We start from the raw sequence: 18143 nt of genomic DNA, 5'->3' as shown, positions 1-18143 counted from the left end.
GACGATGCTCTCTTGTTCTTGGTTTGAAGATGACTGGAAATTAAACCGGCAAATTAGTTATGTCAATTAACTATTAATAAAATTAACCGATTTTCAACACACTGAAAGCTCCCCTGTCCGAAACGCCAACGGATATTGGCCATAGCAATCACCGGTCAACGCCGGCAAAATAGATAGCCTTGTTAACCTCCAATCCTTCAGGACTCACCTGCAATGGCCAAGCCCTCCCCCCTCGCCGAGTCGATCGAGGCACCCTCGACCAACGCCGAGATGCAGGCACCACTCGATTCGGCGTTGAACGACCTGATCGGCTACGCCATGCGCCGCGCACAACTCAAGCTGTTCCAGAACCTGATCAGTCGCCTATCTGCCCACGATCTGCGGCCCGCTCAATTCTCCGCGCTGGCGATCATCAATCAGAACCCGGGCCTGATGCAGGCCGATCTGGCCCGTGCACTGACCATCGAGCCGCCCCAAGTGGTGCCGCTGCTCAACAAACTGGAAAGCCGTGCGCTGGCAGTGCGCGTGCGTTGCAAGCCGGACAAGCGCTCTTATGGGATCTTCCTCAGCAAGACCGGCGAGACCCTGCTCAAGGAACTGAATCAGATCGCCGCGCAAAGCGACCTGGACGCCACCGCAGCCCTGGACAATCAGGAACGCGAAGAGCTGCTGCGACTGCTGAAGAAGATTTATCAGGAGTAACGCACGCCCCAAAGGGACGTGCCGGTGAGAAGCCTTCAGGGCCCTGGGGTTACCAGATTGGCAAGGTGTAGGTCACCAGGAAGCGGGTCTGGTTTTCATCGCGAAATGCCGCGCCGCTCGGGAAATCGTTGCGGTAAATCGCCTTGCGCGCCACCAGCGCGACATTCTTCAGCGGACCGCTCTGCACCACGTAGCCCAGCTCCATCTGGAACTCGCGCTCCTTGCGGTCCTCGGCGTTGAAGGCTTTGAGCTCGATATTGTCACCGCGCAAATAACGCAACCGCCCCCTCAGCCCGGGCACTCCGGACGCGACAAAGTCATAGTCGTAGATGGCCTGCCAGGTGCGCTCCCTGGCGTTGAGAAAGTCCGAAGCCATGGTCAGCTCACTCATCCCCATCAACTCTGTCCCGGAGATATAGGGAGTCGCCGAGTCGCCACTGGAATGCATGTAGCCGATGCCCAGCTTGTGTCCGCCGTAACGGTAGCTGAACAACCCCGAGACGTTGCGATTATCCACTTCACCACCCTTGGCGCTGCCATCCTCGCGACTGAAAAAACTGCGCAGATCGCTGGTCAATACCCCTGCGCCCAGCGGCAGGTCATGCAGCAACGCAAAGGTGTCCTGTTGGTACAAGTCGGTCACTTCGGCGTGGTAAGCACGTAGGCTCAGCGTCTTGCTGACCTGATAATCGCCCCCCAGATAGGCCATGTGCGAGGTCGTGGCAGTGGCGTTGAATCGCCGGTTGGGCGAAGCGATGGTCATCGACTCATAGTTGGTGGAATTACGCTTGTCGATGCGATCGATATACCCGGTGTTCAGCGCCAGGCCGTCGAAGTCCCTGGAGCTGAGGGTGGTACCGCGAAAGGTTTGTGGCAGCAGTCGCGAAGGGCTGGCAAAAGCAAACGGCAGGAAGATCGACACATCCCCGGACTTCACCGTGGTCTGGGCAAAACGCAGTTTGGCGGTCGGGGCAAGGCGCGAGTACTCATCCGCCGCCCGATTGTCGCTGGCCGACACCGGCAACAACTCGGTGCCGCTGCGATCCGGCGCGGAGTCGAGCTTGACCCCCAGCAGCCCGCGAACGTCCAGCCCAAAACCCAGCGGTCCTTCGGTAAACCCCGACTCCATGTTCATGATGAAACCCTGGGCCCACTCCTGCGCGGCGGTCTTGGCCCCATCGTCCTTGTATTGGCGGTCCAGGTAGTAATTACGCAGGGTCAAGGTGCCATGGCTGTCTTCGATAAAACCTGCGGCTCGAAGCTGGGTGGGTAGAACGCTCAATCCGAGCAGCGCCAGGACCAACCCTCGGTTGATACCGGGCACACAGGTGGCTGACGCCGTCGCAACGTCGTGCGTGGGGAGATTTGGCATGTTCGATTTCCATTTTTATTGTTGTTTGTGCTGCCGGAGGAGCGCAGTGCAACCGGCTTCGCGGACAGAGAATGGAAACAGCCAATGACCCCTGTCAATGGTGAATGATCGATAATCGAACATTAATATTATTATCTATTTTTACACCATGCGCATGATCCACATCTTACCGACTGATTTATAAGCCTTATTTGCTATTTTTCTCGATTTTAAAGGGACAGTTCATTTTTTAGTTATCTTTGTTATCTTATTCGCCAGCAGCCATCTACAGCGTACCCCGTGCGATGGGACGGCTCGACTCCACAACAAAAACAACAATGAGGTTCCACCCATGGACAGCCCATCGCGTCGTTCGACGCTGACAATCGCTTTGTGCTTTATCGTTGCGCTGATCGAGGGTTTCGATCTGCAGGCCGCCGGCACCGCTGCCGCCGGACTGCGCCAGAGTTTTGCCCTGGACCCGAAGATGATGGGCTGGGTGTTCAGCGCCGGGATCATCGGCCTGCTGCCCGGGGCGTTTTTTGGCGGCTGGGTCGCCGATCGCATCGGCCGCAAGAAAATCCTCGTCAGTGCCGTGCTGCTGTTCGGCGTGTTTTCCCTGTGCACGGCCTACGTCGAGAGCTACTCCAGCCTGTTGCTGGTGCGTTTCATGACCGGCCTGGGCCTGGGCGCCGCCCTGCCCAACCTGATCGCCTTGTGCGCCGAGGCCGTGAGCGAGCGCAACCGCGGCACCGCCATCAGCGTCATGTATTGCGGCGTTCCCCTGGGCGGCGCGCTCGCGGCGGTGGTGGCGATGTTTTCCAGCGAGCACTGGCAAACCACCTTCATCATCGGCGGTGTGGTGCCCTTGCTGGTCGTGCCGTTGATGGCCCTGCTGCTGCCTGAATCCACTGCCTTCCGCCAGCAACATTCGGCCACTGGCAGCCAGCGCCCTTCCACCGCCCAGGCGCTGTTCGGCGAAGGCCGCACACGCAACACCCTGGCCTTGTGGCTGAGCTATTTCTTCACCTTGACCGTGATGTACATGCTGCTCAACTGGCTGCCTTCGTTACTGCTGGAACAGGGCTTCAGCAAACCCCAGGCGGGCATGGTGCAGATGCTGTTCAACATCGGTGGCGCCCTCGGCTCGCTGCTCGGTGGCTTGCTGCTGGACCGCTGCAACGGTCTCAAGGTCGTGCTGTTCGTGTATGCCGGGTTGCTGACTGCACTGGCCGGAGTCGGCCTGTCGGTGGGCATGATACCGATGGCAATCGCCGGTTTTGCCGCCGGGTTGTTCGTCATGGCTGCGCAACTGGTGCTCTACGCCCTGGCGCCACCCTCCTACCCGACCGCCGTGCGCGCCACTGGTGTCGGCGCCGCCGTGGCGATCGGCCGGCTGGGCTCGGTGGCGGGGCCCTTGGCCGCCGGGCAGATCCTCGCCGCCGGTGCAGGCACCACGGGCGTGCTGCTGGCGACTTCACCCGGGCTGGTGATTGCTGCCCTGTCGATCCTGACCGTGATCGCCCGCACCGGATCGACTGCGCAAGGGCAGTTGAAGACCGCCAACTAAGCAGTTGAGGGATTTGAAGCGAGGGTTCTGCTCCGAGCCCTCGACTTCATCAGCCTAGCCCTCGTGATCAATCGAATCCAGATAGTCGAGGTCATCCTGTTCCTCGTCATCATCGTCAAGAATGCCTTGGGCATCTTCTTCGACCCAGCGTTCTTCTTCGTGGAATTCATGATCGAGCAGATGGTCGTGCTCGGGTTCAGGAATATCGATCTCTTCGCTCATTTACATTTCCTGCGTTGACTGTACTGCACATGGTTGAGGCGGCAGATAGGGTATCAGCAAGTGACCCTTGGAGGCTCGTGCTGCCCACAGCCTCCTTGCAAGACGACAAAACCGCTGCAGTCATGCATGCATGTTTGTCTTGTGATCGTCTATTGATCGGGCACTGGGTGTAAGATCCAGATACCCGTAAACAGGTGTAACAATCACAAAAAAAGAGATGACGCAGTCCCTGTCGGCAGCTTGCCGTCGAGTGCGTCACTTATGCAGCTGAGGAGCGGTAAAGATGGCGAAACTCCAGGCGGCGAAGCCCGCCGCAGGACGTTCGGCGCATGAACTACATCCAGTGAAAACCGTGGGTTTCCTGGTCATCCCCAACTTCACCACCATCGGCTTCGCCTCCGCCGTGGAAACACTGCGCATGGCCAACCTGGCAGCACGCAAACCGATGTTTCGCACGGTCATCATCGCCGCCAGCCTGGACCCGGTCACGGCCAGCAATGGCATGCGCATCCTGCCTGACCACACCATCGCCGACGCACCCGAACTCGACATGCTGTTCGTGGTTGGATCAAACCCGATTGTCTCCAATCACAGCAGCCGACCACTGCTCAACTGGCTACGCAAGTTGGCGCATGATCAGGTGCCGCTGGGCGGGATTTGTACGGGCAGTCATCTGTTGGCACGCGCCGATTTGCTCAAGGGCTATCGCTGTACGATTCACTGGGAAGATATCGAGGCACTGAAGGAGCGTTTCCCGGGGATTATCATTTCCAACCAGCTGTTCGAGCTGGATCGGGATCGCTACACCTGCTCCGGTGGCGTGGCCTCCATGGACATGACGCTGCAGCTGATCGCCCGCGAACCCGGAGGCCGGGACATCGCAGCCCATGCAGCCGAGTTGCTGTTGTGCGATCGGGTACGAGGTGCAAAGGAACAACAACGTGTGCCATTGCGGCAGAAGCTGGGCACCTCGCAGCCCAAGCTCAGTCAGATGGTGGCGATCATGGAAGCCAATCTCGAGGAGCCGGTTGGCCTTGAGGAACTCGCGCGGTTGAACGAGGTGTCGGTGCGCCAGCTCGAGCGCCTGTTTCACAAGCACCTGCAGCGCACGCCGAGCCAGTACTACCTGGAATTGCGCCTCTCGCGGGCGCGGCAATTGCTGTTGCGCAGCGAATCGCAGGTACGTGATATCGCCCTCGCCTGCGGCTTCGTTTCCCCGGCGCACTTTTCCAAGTGCTACAGCCGCTTCTTCGGCGTATCGCCCATTGGTGAGCGTAAGCAAGTAGCGGCGGTGCATTGATTCGAGATTGATGTTGGCCGGACTTGCCTCTTCGCGGGCAAGCCCGCTCCCACAGGAATCTCTAGTGGATACACAATCTGTGTTCCCCGAAAATCTCTGTGGGAGCGGGCTTGCCCGCGATGGCGCCCTGAAAGACAACCCTGGCCTGTCAGTCCTGCAACGCCTTGTGCGCAGTTTCCCGACTCGCCAACATGGCAATCAAGGCGACCGCCGCTGCCGCCAGCAGATACCAGGCCGGGGCCATTTTGTTGCCGGTCAGTTGGATCAGCCAGGTAGCGATAAACGGCGCGGTGCCGCCGAATACCGCGTTGGCGATATTGAAGCTGAAGGCAAAACCACTGAAGCGTACGCGGGTGGGGAATATCTCGGCGAGGAAGCACGGCAAGGTGCCGTCGTTCATAGCCAGAATTGTGCCGAAGGCAATCTGGATCATGAGAATCACGATCAGCGGCTGATTCTCCAGCATCCCGAACAGCGGAAATGTCAGCAGCAAGAAGAGTACCGAAGCGGTCAGCAACATGGTTTTGCGTCCGAACCGATCCGACAGCTTGCCCATCAGGAAAATGAGGCCGATATAGGTCGCCAGCGACACCGTCGACGCCAGGAACGAATCACTCTCGCTCATGCCCATTTCGGTGGACAGGTAGGTCGGCATGTAGCTGAGCAACAGGTAAAACGCCACGGCATTCAGGCAGGTCACGCCGATCCCGATCATCACGCTGCGTCGGTGCACTGTCAGCAACTCACGCACTGGAGCGTGGGTCGCGCACTCCTTCGCTTCGAGGCGTTTTTCCATCTCCAGGAACTTGGGTGTGTCTTGCAGACTCATGCGGATGTAGCGTCCCACCAGCCCAAATGGCGCTGCGAGCAGAAAGGGTAACCGCCAGCCCCAGTCATGCAGATCCTCGACACTCATCCACGCATGCAGGCCGGCGACAAAGACCGCACCGAATAACAAGCCCGCCGCCGTACTCGCCGGGACAATGCTGGTGTACAAACCGCGCTTGCCCTCGGGAGCATACTCGGCGAGAAAGGCCGATGCCCCGGCGTACTCACCTGAGGCAGAGAAGCCCTGGCACAAGCGAATCAGTAACAGCAAGGCCGGCGCCCACAGGCCAATATGGTTGTATGTCGGCAGGATGCCGATACAAAAGGTCGAGACAGACATGATCAGAATCGACCAGGACAGCGCACTGCGCCGCCCGTATTTGTCACCGAAGTGACCCCAGACCAGCCCGCCAATCGGGCGGACGATGAACGACAGCGCGAATACGGCGAAAGTCGCCAGTAGCGCGGAAGTCTTGTCGGTTTGCGGAAAAAACGTCAGGGCGATGACGGTGGCCAGGTAGCCGTAGGCCGCATAGTCGAACCATTCGACAAAGTTGCCCATGAAGCTGGCACTGGCTGCGCGTCGCAGGGCCTTGCGCTCGGCCGTTTGTTCAAGTTTCTGCGCCATGGTCAGCGTCAGGCTTGCGTCTTGGGTGCTCATTGGGCACCTCCGGAGTTAGAGGTGCGGTTATCGAGGTAAAGAGTCGGGACGTAGAACATGACAAAACCCTCTATTGTTTTACTTGGCAGGGTTAAGGTTCATTAATGCTGCGCGCTTTTTTGCGCGCATGCGTTTTTTTTTGCTGGTACTCAACCACTCATCAAAAAGAAACGCCGCACAGGTTCACTGTGCGGCGTCGCAGCTTACTTCCTGATGATGTTGTGTTGCGGTCCATACGGGAATTTCGTGATGTTTTCCCCGCCGTGCTCGTTGACGATCAGGATGTCGTGCTCACGATAACCGCCGGCACCTGGAAGGCCTTCAGGCAGCATGATCATCGGTTCGATGGACACAACCATCCCGGGTTCCAGCACGGTGTCGATGTCTTCGCGCAGCTCCAACCCGGCTTCGCGTCCGTAGTAATGGCTGAGCGTACCGAAGGAATGGCCGTAGCCGAAGGTGCGGTATTGCAGCAGATCGTGTTCCAGGAAAATCTCGTTCAATTGCAGCGCGATATCGCAGCAGCGCATGCCTGGCTTGATCAGCTTCAGACCGGCCTCGTGCACTTTGACGTTCACTTCCCATAAGCGCAGATGCTCATCGGAGCAGTGGTCCAGGAACAAGGTACGTTCCAGTGCGGTGTAGTAACCGGCAATCATCGGGAAGCAGTTAAGGCTGAGGATGTCGCCCTTGTTGACCCTGCGCGACGTGACCGGGTTATGAGCACCGTCGGTATTGATGCCCGACTGGAACCAGGTCCAGGTGTCCATCAGTTCGGAGTCTGGAAAGGTGCGTGCAATTTCGCGCACCATGGCCTGGGTGGCATGCAGGGCTACTTCGTATTCTGGAACCTGATCACGCAAGGCTTCGACGATGGCCGCACCACCGATGTCCGCTATACGCGCACCATGGCGGATGATGGCGTGTTCTTCAGCAGACTTGATCATGCGCATACGCATGCACGGTGCGGCGATATCCACCAGCTCGGCCTGCGGATAGCAGCTGGCGAGTTTGTCGCGATTGAGCAGGTTCAGATGGTCGAATTCGATGCCGATGCGCCCGGCTTTGGGCAAGGCCTTCTGGATCGCGACGAAGTAATTGTCGCGCTGCCAGTCGGTGTAGACGATGTTTTCAGTCCCAACGGTACGGCGCCACGGCTGACCGCCATCAATGTTCGCGCTGATGGTCACGGCGCTGTCCTGGGTCACGACCAGCGCGTATTGACGCCCGAAGGAGCAGTACAGGAAATCGCTGTAGTAGTTGATGTTGTGATAGGACGTGAAGACTGCCGCGTCGATATTGTTCTGCGCCATATAAGCCCGCAATTTGGCCTGGCGGTTGGCATATTCGCTAGCCGAGAACGTCGGTTTCACTTTTTCGCCGTTCTTGATCTGGATGGTTTTTGGCATTTGCATGTCATTTATCCTTGTCATTGTTTGAGCAACAGAAGGCGCCAATCTGGCGGGCCGCTGAAGATCATTCGAACAGATGCAAGGTGAGGTTTTTTGCGCGAATCCGACCTGTAGTTGGCCATACCCGCTGTTTGCCCCTGTGCTCTGCCAAGCCTCCCGGCAGAAACAAAAATGCCCCCGAAAGCGCAGTGACAGCCGCTTGGCGAGGGCATTGGCAAAGGATGACGCAGTCAGTGCGTGAGCGAGCTGACGCCGATATGATCGCGCGGGTGTGCTCCGAAGTATTGGCGATAGCAACGGTAGAAGTGTTGTACCGAGACAAAACCACACTCCCCGGCGACATCGGACAAGGCATGTTCACCGGACCGCAACAACTGGCGTGCCTGTTGCAGCCGCAAGTCCAGGTAGTGTCGGGCCGGCGAACAACCCAGGCTGCGCTTGAATAGCCGTTCGAGATGGCGTTGGGAAATGCCCATGGCGTGGGCCAGTTCGTCGATCCCCAGTGTCCGGCACAAGTGCTCGTTCATCAATGCCAGTGTTGCTTGAAGTTTTTCCGGGGCGTCATGCAGGGGAAGTAGCGGTCGGGCCTGGCGTACTGCATGTTTTTCCATCCGCAGTACCAGGCCACGACCATGGGTGCGGGCGAGAAGCTCGTGCATCAACCCTTGAGCGGCCTGCGGGCCGACGCAGGTCAGGCGTTGGCGATCGACACAGAACGGTGCTGCTACCGGCGTCAATTCGCGCAAGGCGGCCAAGGTCATTGACGGGGTGGGCTCCGGCAAACTGCAGCGGAACCCCTTCAACGCGCCGATCTGAGCCAGCAGCCAACCGGCCTTACCCAACGCCCCCAGGCTGATCGGTTGCCTTGCCCAGTGGTCCAGTTGCTGGAGCATGCCTGGATGTTCAGTCTCAAGATGCAGGTCATCGCCACCGCAAAGGATCAATACATCGAACATGTGTGCCTGATCCAGCCGTACAGTGGCGGTTGCGATGCCGTTGCTGGCATTCAGTGGCTGTCCGTCCTGGCTTAGCATTTGCCATTGGCAAACATTGCACTGCGCCAATTGATTGGCCTGGCGCAATGGCTCCAGCGCATTGGCAAGGGCATATAAATCGAAGGCATTCATCAACCAGAAACCAATACGCAGCACCGGTGGTTGCGGCCGGCCAGACCCGGTCAGTTGCAGCATGTTCCACTCCCCTTTGGTGAAGGTCACTCAGCGCTCGATGGCGCTGAGGCATCCACCCGATTGTCGTGTTCCGGTTGCACCTGCGAGTGTCAAATATCGACCCCAAAATGCTCGTCACTACCAATGGAGAGCTGTATGTGTGGTGTCGTGTTCTAATGGAGCCTGGGCTGAAGCCGTTGTTGGTATCCGTTTTGACAACTTACCCTTCTGAAATGAGCGCCGAAAAATGCCGGATCCCCGGTGTCGCCGCTCGACCACTTGAGCAATTTTTACAATGTCAAAGAAGCGGCAGACAGACACACCTGCAGCAACCGCTGCAGACATTGAACGATCCATCCAGGCCCTGAACAAAATGGCCGAACGCCTGTGGGGCGATGGCCGGGAAGCCGAGGCGAAAGCCCTCCTCGATGCCTTGGACGCATTGAACCGGGCGCTTGACCGGATCAGGATTGGAGAGAGCCGCCGGGTTCTTCATTGAGGGGCACCGCACAAGTCAGTGCAGACCGTCACGCCTTCGTCACACTCGCCATGCACACTGCTGTCAGCCAAAAGGAATTGGCTACGTGATTGGAAAGCCCGGCCCAGTGCCGGGCTTTTTCATTGGCGGTTTACACACTTCAGGCTTTCGCCTCGTCAGTCCGGGTGCCGTCAGGATCGACGGCATTGTGGATGGCCAACACCTTGCCATCGCGCACCTCGAGAATCTGGTCTGCAATGCGAATCATGGCGGGGCGATGGGACACCGCGATGACGGTGATGCCAGGGGTCAGATTCTTCAGTACCTGGCAAATATCGGCCTCCGACTCCGGATCGAGCGCGCTGGTGGCTTCGTCCAGGATCAGAAGCCTGGGACGATGGGCCAGTGCGCGCGCGATGACGATACGCTGTCTTTGACCTCCGGAAAGTTTCGCACCGCGCTCGCCTACGATCGATTGCAGCCCGCCAGGACACTCCTGTACGAACTGCCATGCACCGACCTGACGGAGCGCGCGCTCGGCGTCCGCGGCAGTCAAGGCCCTGTCGCCCAAGGTGACGTTCGCCAGGATGCTGTCGTGCAGCAACAAGGTTTCCTGGGTGACGTAGCCGATCATGCGGCGCCACGCCCTTCTGTCCAGATCATGCAAGTCGCAGTCGTCTACCCTGATGCGTCCTGACTGTGGCGCGAGCAGCGAACAGATCAGGTCGAGCACGGTGGTCTTGCCTGCACCGGAAGGGCCGATCATGGTGGTGAATGAACCGACCGCAAAGCTCATCGACACGTCGTCGAGAACCTGCCGCCCCCCATAACCAAAGTGGATATTTTCAAAAACGATATGCCGCTTCAAGGCAGGCGCGCAGTTCCCCCCGACGGGCTCGGCATCGGCGATAGCGTTGTCGATCGACTCGTTGATGGCCCAGTAGGCACTCTCTTGCGCGACCATCCGGTGATAACGCTGCTGCGCCTTGTGCAGCAGCCCCAACATGCGCACCACCACGAAGATAAGCACCATCACTGAAGACAGTGGCAGTCCGCCGATGACCAGCCCTGCGTAGAGACCTGCCGCGGCAAGGACCGCGAGCATGGGCTCCTGCAAGGCCCTCAGCGTTTCACGACTCATCACTTCGCGTTCCAGTGCTGCATTGAGCTCACCGGCATGATGACGCAATAGAGAGTCGGCGATGTCATCCCGGGCCATGGCTTTGAGCGGTTTTACTGAAGCCAGCGTGTCTGTCAGGTAGACCAGCAGTTCGCGCATCAGTCGGGTCTGGCTTTTCCCCACGCGTCGGGAGGTCTTCACCAGCCCGCGCACGGCCACCAACAGGACAAAACCGATCAGCAGCGCCAGGATCGCCGCCTGCCAGGAAACAAAAAGCGCAATGATTGCGTAGGCCGCGGCCTGAATAGCCAGCGCCAGCATATTGGCCGCGTGCTCATAGGCGGTGGACGCGCGGAAAGCCTCGGTTGCCACGGCATTGGCCAATGCTCCGGCCGGTTGCCGTAGATAATATTCCCAGCGGCTGCCCAGCGACGCCTTGATAAGGTCAATACGCAGGTCGGTGGCCACATGCGCCACCGTGTAGCCGACCTGTCGATTGCCCAGCAGGATCAGCAGGTTGCTCAGCGTCATGCCCACGACAATGATCACCAGCATGTTCGGGATCGAAGGTTGCAGGCCTATCGTGTCCATTATTCCGAAGACCTGGACCGCCAACTTTGAATGGGGCTGGTCTTCAAGCACGGCCGATATCAGCGGAAGCATCGTGCTCAGGCTGACGCTTTCAACCACCCCTGCCAACAGCAGGCTCAGCAGCATCAGGACGGTGCGGGCCGGATAGGAGCGGCCAAAGGCAAAAATAATCCGCATGAGTGTCGTTCACTATGTCGTAGGTAAAGATTAGCTCACCGACAGCTCGCGACACTCATCAAGCGCCCACTGTGACGAGTCCCATCGGGCCACGCAAAGAAGCGAAGGCCTCGATGATCTGGTCTATTTGCTCAGGTGTATGGGCCGCACTGACGCTGCAACGCACCAAGGTGACGGCGCCGGGTGTCGCGGGAGGTAGGACCAGATTGACATAGACGCCCTTCTCTATCAGCGCCCGCCAGACGGCCAGGCCCTCGTGTGGCGACTTCAGCATGACGGCAATCACTGGACTGGCTTGCGGCCCCAATTGGTAGCCTGACTCAGCCAACCCCTGATAAAGCCGCCGCGCGTTCGACCACAGCTGACGCCGCAGCTGCGGGCGTTCCTTGATGGCCATCAGCGCCGACCTCACCGAGGCAATCGCCGAGGGAGCGGGGGACGCGGTGAAAATGTAAGGTCTGCTGGCATAACGAAGCAGATCCATTTGCGCGTCGTGACAGGCGGCGAATCCGCCGACGGCGCCCAGGCTCTTGCTGAACGTGCCCAACAGGATGTCCACCTCCGAATCCACACCCAACTCCTCCGCCAGCCCTCGCCCATTGGCCCCCAGGACGCCAAAGGAATGCGCCTCGTCAACCAGCAGGTAACCTCCAAGGCGGCGCTTGACCTCGACTATTTCCCTGAGCGGAGCCTGGTCACCGAGCATGCTGTAGATGCCTTCCACCAGGATAATCGCTTCCCGGGCGCGGTCGCCGAGCCGGACCATGCGCCGTTCCAGATCAGCGACATCGTTATGGCGAAAACGGATGATCTCCGCCCCACCCAGCTTGCAAGCGTCGTAGATGCTCGCGTGGCAGTCGGCGTCAAGCAGCACCACCTCGCGCGCGCTCGCCAGCGTGCCGATGACGCCTAGATTGGCGACATACCCTGTCGAGAACACGATGACCGAGCGCCGCCCGAGAAAATCAACCAGTTCCTCCTCCAGCGCGCTGTGCCCGGCGTAACTGCCGTTGGCCATGCGAGAGCCGGTGGTGCCGGTGCCTTCAAGCTCCAGTGAACGCTGCGCCGCCTTGATGCCATCGGGGTCGAACGTCAACCCCAGATAATTATTGGTGCCGGCCAGGATGACCCTTTTGCCCTGGATACTGCCCTCGGTGGGGGAGTACATCTCGTCGATGCGTATTCCAAAAGGATGCAGTTGTGAATCACAGAGACTGGCGCGCTCGGCTGCCAGCTTGCCGAATTTATCAAACAGTCCCATCGACATGCTCCATCTGTTTGAGAATGGCGCGAGCCAACTGAGCAGGCGTGCTCACATCCATCAAGATATTGATATTGATCAAAATGTGGTATTCGTCTTCCAGATTCATCAGCATGTCCATCACCTTTATCGACTCGATCCCCAGGTCCTGAATCAGGTCGGTATTGGGGTAGATAGGCGTTCCTTGAGGTGCGAGCGGCGCGATGAACTCTATTACCTTTTCGAGTATCTCTTCTTCTGTGAACATCATGGGTTTCCTTGAGTTCAGTGGCTCTTTGCCCGCTCAAAACAGGTGATTGCGCAACGCTTGCCGTAAAAGAATCCGGGGCTCCCAGCCCAATGTCGCGCTGATGCGGGCATTGCTGCAAGTCCAGTCAGGGTGCATCAGCTCATTGACTTTACCGGGCGTGAGCATAGGCGCCTGCCGGGTAAGACGAGACAGCATCAGGTTCGCTCGTGCGATCCCCTTGACTACCGCGGCAGGCACTGCCGCCTGGCGTACCGGGGCATTGCGGATGTCGGAGGCGATGCTGGCCAGGCTTGCCCAGTCGTACCCCTGCGCCTGGCCGTCGCATAACTCAAAGGTCTGCGATTGCCCCACGGGTGCATCCAGCCATTGCATGACGGCACCGACCAGATCCTCCACATGGAGAAAGCTGAACTGTGAATCGTTTCGACCAAGGGTCACCAGCCAGCCGCGCAGTAGCCACTCGAACACCGGACGCAATTCCCGGTCACCCGGTCCATACACGGCGGTCGGCCGGAAAACGCACACGGGTATCGCCCCGGCCGCGGCCCTGACCTGCCGTTCGCCTTCGAATTTGGAAGCGGCGTACCAGGACAACGTCGGATGCCTGGCCGCCAGGGACGAGATGAGCAGGAAACGCTTGCAACTGCCGCTCAGCCGCGCCGCCTCCATCAAGCGCTTGCTGCCCTGCACATTGACCGCATCGAAGTCCCGGGCGTCGCTGCCCCTGACCTTGCCTGCGCAGTGAATGACGGTGTCCGCCCCACTGGTGAGTTCGACGAGGGCCTGTTCATCTTCCAGTGTTCCCCTGATCCACTGTGTTCCATCCTCTGCCGTTCCGCTCCTGGAGCGAGCCAGGGCACGCACCTTCACGCCACGGGCGACGAGTCGTTCGCGTAGGACACTGCCGATGAAGCCCGTCGCACCCGTCAGTGAAACAATGCCGGCGCTCACGTCTCCTCCAGCGCTGGATAAGGAAGATCGGTGTTCACCTGGGCCATGAATCGTTCAAGGGCTTCGGCACGGGAAGGCTTTCCCGAGGAAGTTCGAGGCAGCGAGTGGGGTGGTACGAGGTGCACCTCGGCAGCGAGACCGAATTCACTGATGATCTTTGCGGCCAGGGTACGCACCAGATGTTCGCGACTTTGCGGCTCACGGATGCGGCATTGAATCTGCACCACGACCTTTGGCTCATCATCGCCGGGTACGACAAATACGATGGCATCGCCGGGCCTCAGTTCAGGCGCGGACTCCACCAGGTATTCAATATCCTGTGGCCAGATGTTGCGACCGCGGACGATGAGCAAATCCTTGTGCCGGCCAGTGATGTGCAGTTCGCCCCGGGACAGGTAGCCCAGATCACCGGTGTTCAGCCAGTCGTCTCGTAACGCGGCCCCGGTGCTCTGCGGGTCATTGAAATAACCTGACATCACACTGGGTCCCTGCACGAATATCTGCCCGACCTCACGCTCGGCGACCACCCGCCCCGCCGCATCGCGGATTTCCACGCGATGGCCGGGCAAAGGCGCGCCACAATTGGTAAAGCCACAGCTTCCCGGATCATCGGCGGCGCACGCTTGCGCCTTGAACTGATACTCCAGAACGTGGCGAGAGACATGATCCACCAACACCCCGCGGCGGGCGAAGCTGACGGCAAGCGTGCTTTCCGCCAGACCGTAGCAAGGCGTGAATGCGGCCGGATCGAAGCCGGTGTCGTAAAAACAATCCGCGAATCGGCTTAACACCGATGCCCGAATGGGTTCTGCCCCGATCCCCGCTACACGCCAGCAGGAGAGATCCAGCGCAGCTTTTTCCGAGTCACGGACTCGCCGCGCACAAAGGTCATAGCCAAACGGCGGAGCGACCGAAATGGCTACCCGATTCTGGCTGATCAGCTTGAGCCATTGCCCAGGCCGAGTGGCGAAATCCTGGGTGTGCAGGTAATCGACCGTCAGTTGCGCGGCCATGGGCGCCAGGACGAAACCCACCAGCCCCATGTCATGATAAAAGGGCAACCACGAGGCGCACCGGTCCCCCGGGCGAACGCCAACACCGTCCACGACGATGCCCCTGACATTGGCCATCACCGCACGCTGGGTAATGATCACGCCACGAGGAAAGCGGGTACTGCCAGAGGTGTATTGCAAGTAGGCGATGTCCTCCGGCAAGACCGTGGGAAGCGCCTGCACCGCGGGCAATTCGGCCAAATCCGTCACAGTTCCGACGAACACCTGCCGGGTCTCCCCCAGTGCTTCGCGGATATAGGGAAGCCACTCCTGCGCCCCTAGAACGGCCGCCGGTACGCAGTTGATGAACAGCCCTTGCAACTTGTCGACGTAAGAACGATGGCTTCCCAGGCTGGCAGGAACCAGTAGAGGAACGGCGATCAAGCCGGCGTATTGGCAGGCGAAAAAGGCCTCGATAAAGCTTGGGTGCGTATCGGCAATAAGCGCGACCCGGTCGCCTTTCTTCAACTTGAGCCCAAGTAGTCGATGAGCAATCGCGACGGCATTAGTTCTGAGCGACGCGTATTCAACCGCCGAACTCAAGTGGCAATGCCTGTCGTAGAAGTTCATGCCGGCCTGACCGGTAGCGGCATAATCGAGTGCTTCCACTAACGTGGAAAAGTCGGCTAGACGTTGGGGGAGTGCCTGATTTGCAAGGGTCGCAGACATAATAAGACACCCATCCATTTAGCCCATGTAAGGATAAGTCAAATAGCGGGTTGATCACCGGCGCCGGTAAAACACGTGACGTTTTACTGCCCTCGAATCCGTTTTCATGGGGTCTGGGCCCCAAGGATAAGCGGTTCGGCCTTTTCAATCATTTACAACGCCTCACGCAATACTAATCGGCATCTGCGTGATCGCAAATTTTTTCCCGAGTGAGCGACGACCGGCGGAATCGAGGGTAGCAAAGCTCACGTTACAGAATGCGCTAATGGTCGCAAAGTGCACGGATTACTAGCGTTCACTAAAGCAGTGGCGCCAATTTCCCCGGCATTCGTGCCCTGTGGCATTACTTCAGCTACGCTCTCCCAGGTACCGAAAAAGAGATGCTAGTTCAACTGCTACGGACTTTTGTGGCCAACGATGATCGATAAGAAGTTACCCATCATTACGCGACCCGTCCTCTCAAGCTTGGATCTCAAGACATTCATCAGTTTCCCCGGCACCCTGTATCGCAACGATCCTTGCTGGATCGAGCCGATCCATTACGAGCGCCATGAACTCCTTTCCGAAAAGAATCCGGCGTCCCCTCATCTGACATGGCAGGCGTGGCTGGCCTGGTCGGGAACGGAAGTCGTGGGGCGAATCACCGCTCAGATCGACAGCCTTCACCGGCAATTGCACGGCCATGATTCGGGTCACTTTGGAATGCTCGAAGCCGTGGACGACCCTGCCGTATTCGACAGCCTGTTCGCGGCGGCAGAGGCCTGGCTGCGAGACCGTGGCGCTGCATGCATCACAGGCCCCTTCAACCTGACCATCAACCAGGAAAGCGGACTGTTGGTAGAGGGGTTCGATCGTCCCCCGTCCGCCATGATGGGGCACGGACAGCGTTTTTATGATCAAAGGCTCGCCGCCCTGGGCTACCGGCAAGCCAAGGATCTGCTCGCCTACTGGATGCGCACCGACCAATTGCACTTCCCACCGGCCTTGTCGGCGATGATGGCGCGCGAGCGAAAACGCGTTGTGATCAGGCCCTTGGACACCCGTCAGTTCCGCCGGGACATGGGAATTCTGCGAGACATATTCAATGACGCCTGGAGCCGCAATTGGGGCTTCGTACCCTTCACCGAATCCGAATTCTTCGAGCTCGGCAGCCAACTGCGACTGTTGGTCCCCAAAGACCTGCTGTACATCGCCGAAGTCGACGGCAACCCCTGCGCGTTTATCGTGGCCATGCCTAACATCAACGAGGCGATCGCCTCCCTCAAGGGGCGCTTGCTGCCCTTTGGCTGGCTGCGACTGCTGTGGCGGCTGTATGTCAAGGGCACGCGCACTGCACGCGTGCCCTTGATGGGCGTCAAGCAGGCCTACCAGTTCAGCCGATTGGGACCCACACTCGCCTTGCTTCTGATCGAAGCGCTCAAGCCGCCCTTCGTCAAGCGCGGCATAGAAGCCCTGGAAATGTCCTGGATCCTCGAATCGAATGCGGTCATGCGCAAGATTCTCGACCAGATCGGTGCCACCCCCTACAAACGCTACCGGGTTTATGAAAAGCGAATTTGAGCCAAGACAGTTCACCGCGTTGGTCCTGGCTGCTGACAGGAGCCCGGCCGATCCCGTTGCCGCCATGGCCGGGACAGGCTGCAAGGCGCTGGTGCCGGTGGCAGGGGTACCCATGGTCCGTCGGGTCATCGAGGCGCTGGAGGCCAGTGACCGGATCGACCGAATCGTACTGGTAGGCCCTGCGCGACATTTACTGGCGCAAGATGCCTCGATGACGCAACTGCTCGATACCGCCAGAATCAGTTGGCTGGAACCCGCCAGCTCCCCCAGTACCAGCGCGGCGCAGGCGCTGGCGCGTCAACCGGCAGACCGGCCAGTGTTGGTGACCACGGCGGATCATGCGCTGCTCTGCCGGGAAATGGTCGACTATTTCCTTCAGCAAGCGGCTGCAGGCGGCCATGACTTTGTGGTGGCGGTGACACCGTTGGACACCGTGCTGGCCCGTTTTCCAGGAACCCGCCGCACCAGCATTCGGCTTCGCGGCGGCCCGTATTGCGGCAGCAACCTGTTCGCCTTCATGACCGAGGATGCTCGACGCCTCGCCAGCTACTGGCAACGGGTCGAACAGGATCGCAAGCACCCCCGGCGAGTCATCGCCGGCGCCCTGGGCCTTGGGGGCGTACTGCGCTACCTGTTGGGACGGTTAACCCTGGAACAGGCGCTGCAACAGCTTTCCGCCAGGTTGGGGGTGAGTCTCGGCGCGGTGATCATGCCCTTCGCGGAGGCCGCTATCGATGTCGATTCGCCGCTGGATTATCAAATGGTGGAGAGGTTTCATGCCCAGAGAAATCAATCGATACCGAGCGATACCTGATGGTT

16 protein-coding genes are annotated in these 18143 nt (G+C 59.2%); 6 read left to right on the top strand and 10 right to left on the bottom strand.

Translation table 11 applies throughout. The annotated features are described in order from the left end of the window. Positions 1 to 213: 213 nt before the first annotated feature. Positions 214 to 702 carry a MarR family winged helix-turn-helix transcriptional regulator gene (locus NQL71_RS23960; RefSeq protein WP_077182925.1) on the top strand — a complete coding sequence of 163 codons (489 nt, stop codon included), beginning with the start codon at positions 214 to 216 and terminating at the stop codon, positions 700 to 702. Between the two features lie 49 nt (positions 703 to 751). On the opposite strand, the gene NQL71_RS23955 is transcribed toward NQL71_RS23960, so the two are convergent. Further along, positions 752 to 2074 (bottom strand): OprD family porin, encoded by a 1323-nt coding sequence (locus NQL71_RS23955; RefSeq protein WP_274643442.1) that lies wholly within the window; start codon positions 2072 to 2074, stop codon positions 752 to 754. A gap of 331 nt (positions 2075 to 2405) precedes the next feature. On the opposite strand from NQL71_RS23955, the gene mhpT reads away from it, so the two are divergent. Then, complete coding sequence (gene mhpT / locus NQL71_RS23950) at positions 2406 to 3623, top strand: 3-(3-hydroxy-phenyl)propionate transporter MhpT (RefSeq protein WP_046815498.1); 1218 nt, start codon at positions 2406 to 2408, stop codon at positions 3621 to 3623. Positions 3624 to 3677: 54 nt separating this feature from the next. Here the strand turns inward: mhpT and NQL71_RS23945 are convergent, their stop codons facing one another. Further along, entirely contained in the window at positions 3678 to 3845 is a 168-nt protein-coding gene (locus NQL71_RS23945) for a hypothetical protein (protein ID WP_162837825.1), read from the bottom strand. A gap of 283 nt (positions 3846 to 4128) precedes the next feature. Here NQL71_RS23945 and cahR point away from each other — a divergent pair, with 283 nt between their 5' ends. After that, entirely contained in the window at positions 4129 to 5145 is a 1017-nt protein-coding gene (gene cahR, locus NQL71_RS23940) for a transcriptional regulator CahA (protein ID WP_046815499.1), read from the top strand. Between the two features lie 148 nt (positions 5146 to 5293). Here cahR and NQL71_RS23935 read toward each other — a convergent pair whose 3' ends face one another. From NQL71_RS23935 to NQL71_RS23925, 3 genes are all read right to left on the bottom strand, one after another. Next, positions 5294 to 6634, bottom strand: a complete 1341-nt coding sequence (locus NQL71_RS23935; protein WP_046815500.1) for an MFS transporter — start codon at positions 6632 to 6634, stop codon at positions 5294 to 5296. A gap of 203 nt (positions 6635 to 6837) precedes the next feature. Next, positions 6838 to 8049, bottom strand: coding sequence for a creatinase (creA, locus tag NQL71_RS23930; RefSeq protein ID WP_046815501.1), 1212 nt, complete (start codon positions 8047 to 8049; stop codon positions 6838 to 6840). 227 nt (positions 8050 to 8276) lie between these two features. Continuing rightward, on the bottom strand, positions 8277 to 9263 hold the full coding sequence (locus NQL71_RS23925) for a GlxA family transcriptional regulator (protein ID WP_274643441.1): 987 nt from the start codon (positions 9261 to 9263) through the stop codon (positions 8277 to 8279). Between the two features lie 247 nt (positions 9264 to 9510). Here NQL71_RS23925 and NQL71_RS23920 point away from each other — a divergent pair, with 247 nt between their 5' ends. Further along, positions 9511 to 9714 carry a hypothetical protein gene (locus NQL71_RS23920; protein ID WP_046815503.1) on the top strand — a complete coding sequence of 68 codons (204 nt, stop codon included), beginning with the start codon at positions 9511 to 9513 and terminating at the stop codon, positions 9712 to 9714. A gap of 139 nt (positions 9715 to 9853) precedes the next feature. Here NQL71_RS23920 and NQL71_RS23915 read toward each other — a convergent pair whose 3' ends face one another. The 5 genes from NQL71_RS23915 to NQL71_RS23895 are packed head-to-tail and all read right to left on the bottom strand — an operon-like array spanning position 9854 to position 15764. Continuing rightward, positions 9854 to 11581 carry an ABC transporter ATP-binding protein gene (locus NQL71_RS23915; protein WP_248687242.1) on the bottom strand — a complete coding sequence of 576 codons (1728 nt, stop codon included), beginning with the start codon at positions 11579 to 11581 and terminating at the stop codon, positions 9854 to 9856. 58 nt (positions 11582 to 11639) lie between these two features. Beyond that, entirely contained in the window at positions 11640 to 12842 is a 1203-nt protein-coding gene (gene spt / locus NQL71_RS23910; protein ID WP_274643440.1) for a serine palmitoyltransferase, read from the bottom strand. Then, on the bottom strand, positions 12829 to 13089 hold the full coding sequence (locus tag NQL71_RS23905) for an acyl carrier protein (protein ID WP_046815505.1): 261 nt from the start codon (positions 13087 to 13089) through the stop codon (positions 12829 to 12831). Before NQL71_RS23905 ends, spt begins: the two co-directional genes overlap by 14 nt. A 36-nt stretch (positions 13090 to 13125) precedes the next feature. Next, positions 13126 to 14043, bottom strand: coding sequence for an NAD-dependent epimerase/dehydratase family protein (locus NQL71_RS23900; RefSeq protein WP_166619476.1), 918 nt, complete (start codon positions 14041 to 14043; stop codon positions 13126 to 13128). Continuing rightward, positions 14040 to 15764 (bottom strand): fatty acyl-AMP ligase, encoded by a 1725-nt coding sequence (locus tag NQL71_RS23895; RefSeq protein ID WP_274643439.1) that lies wholly within the window; start codon positions 15762 to 15764, stop codon positions 14040 to 14042. The genes NQL71_RS23900 and NQL71_RS23895 overlap by 4 nt, the downstream gene beginning before the upstream one ends. Positions 15765 to 16181: 417 nt before the next feature. On the opposite strand from NQL71_RS23895, the gene NQL71_RS23890 reads away from it, so the two are divergent. Both NQL71_RS23890 and NQL71_RS23885 read left to right on the top strand, forming a co-directional pair. Continuing rightward, entirely contained in the window at positions 16182 to 17324 is a 1143-nt protein-coding gene (locus NQL71_RS23890; RefSeq protein ID WP_274643438.1) for an N-acetyltransferase, read from the top strand. Then, positions 17308 to 18138: a nucleotidyltransferase family protein gene (locus NQL71_RS23885; RefSeq protein ID WP_046815508.1), complete on the top strand. Its 831-nt coding sequence runs from the start codon at positions 17308 to 17310 to the stop codon at positions 18136 to 18138. Before NQL71_RS23890 ends, NQL71_RS23885 begins: the two co-directional genes overlap by 17 nt. Positions 18139 to 18143: the final 5 nt, after the last annotated feature.

Origin of the sequence: Pseudomonas serbica, assembly GCF_028823535.1 — a bacterium.
Lineage (GTDB): Bacteria > Pseudomonadota > Gammaproteobacteria > Pseudomonadales > Pseudomonadaceae > Aquipseudomonas > Aquipseudomonas serbica.
Note: the sequence above shows the minus strand (reverse complement) of the source record. Positions and strands in the feature narration are given on the sequence as shown.

Coding starts and splice junctions, on each gene's coding strand:
- NQL71_RS23960 (WP_077182925.1), top strand. CDS start 214: ATGGCCAAGCCCTCCCCCCTCGCCGAGTCGATCGAGGCACCCTCGACC.
- NQL71_RS23955 (WP_274643442.1), bottom strand. CDS start 2,074: ATGCCAAATCTCCCCACGCACGACGTTGCGACGGCGTCAGCCACCTGT.
- mhpT (WP_046815498.1), top strand. CDS start 2,406: ATGGACAGCCCATCGCGTCGTTCGACGCTGACAATCGCTTTGTGCTTT.
- NQL71_RS23945 (WP_162837825.1), bottom strand. CDS start 3,845: ATGAGCGAAGAGATCGATATTCCTGAACCCGAGCACGACCATCTGCTC.
- cahR (WP_046815499.1), top strand. CDS start 4,129: ATGGCGAAACTCCAGGCGGCGAAGCCCGCCGCAGGACGTTCGGCGCAT.
- NQL71_RS23935 (WP_046815500.1), bottom strand. CDS start 6,634: ATGAGCACCCAAGACGCAAGCCTGACGCTGACCATGGCGCAGAAACTT.
- creA (WP_046815501.1), bottom strand. CDS start 8,049: ATGCAAATGCCAAAAACCATCCAGATCAAGAACGGCGAAAAAGTGAAA.
- NQL71_RS23920 (WP_046815503.1), top strand. CDS start 9,511: ATGTCAAAGAAGCGGCAGACAGACACACCTGCAGCAACCGCTGCAGAC.
- NQL71_RS23915 (WP_248687242.1), bottom strand. CDS start 11,581: ATGCGGATTATTTTTGCCTTTGGCCGCTCCTATCCGGCCCGCACCGTC.
- spt (WP_274643440.1), bottom strand. CDS start 12,842: ATGGGACTGTTTGATAAATTCGGCAAGCTGGCAGCCGAGCGCGCCAGT.
- NQL71_RS23905 (WP_046815505.1), bottom strand. CDS start 13,089: ATGTTCACAGAAGAAGAGATACTCGAAAAGGTAATAGAGTTCATCGCG.
- NQL71_RS23895 (WP_274643439.1), bottom strand. CDS start 15,764: ATGTCTGCGACCCTTGCAAATCAGGCACTCCCCCAACGTCTAGCCGAC.
- NQL71_RS23890 (WP_274643438.1), top strand. CDS start 16,182: ATGATCGATAAGAAGTTACCCATCATTACGCGACCCGTCCTCTCAAGC.
- NQL71_RS23885 (WP_046815508.1), top strand. CDS start 17,308: ATGAAAAGCGAATTTGAGCCAAGACAGTTCACCGCGTTGGTCCTGGCT.